The sequence below is a fragment of the Pseudomonas sp. EA_5y_Pfl2_R50 genome, from assembly GCF_963970475.1.
Classification (GTDB): Bacteria; Pseudomonadota; Gammaproteobacteria; order Pseudomonadales; family Pseudomonadaceae; genus Aquipseudomonas.
On record NZ_CAXAPT010000217.1, the window covers coordinates 1 to 365 of the forward strand.

1 protein-coding gene is annotated in these 365 nt (G+C 63.8%); it reads right to left on the reverse strand.

From position 1 onward, the window contains the following. Positions 1 to 365 (reverse strand): phage tail protein (locus AACY19_RS27525; protein WP_339454654.1); only part of this gene is annotated, 365 nt, incomplete at both ends.

Here is a 365-nt window from a genome sequence, read left to right on the forward strand (position 1 = left end):
GCGTGCGTCCGGAGCCTTGCGACAGCAGGGGCTTAAAGCTCGGCGCGCAGTTGGCCACAGCCACCAAGTCGCCGTCCGCATCGTAGAGGCCGATTTCGCGAATCCACTTACCGCCCTCATCCGCCGGAATGATCTGCTCGGCGATGATCACCGCCGGGTTGACCGGATCGATCTTCAGCTGGTTGAGCGGCTTGCGTCGCCACTCATTGAGCAGCTTGGTTTGCGTCGCCGACGGCACCGGATTGGGCGGATCGGCCAGCCCGTTCGGGTTGGCATCGCCCACGCCCATTTGCGTGATCAGCCAGGGAATGCCGAGCGCGTCGGCGTTCGCCTGCTTGGCAATCCCCACATTCGTAAGGATCGCA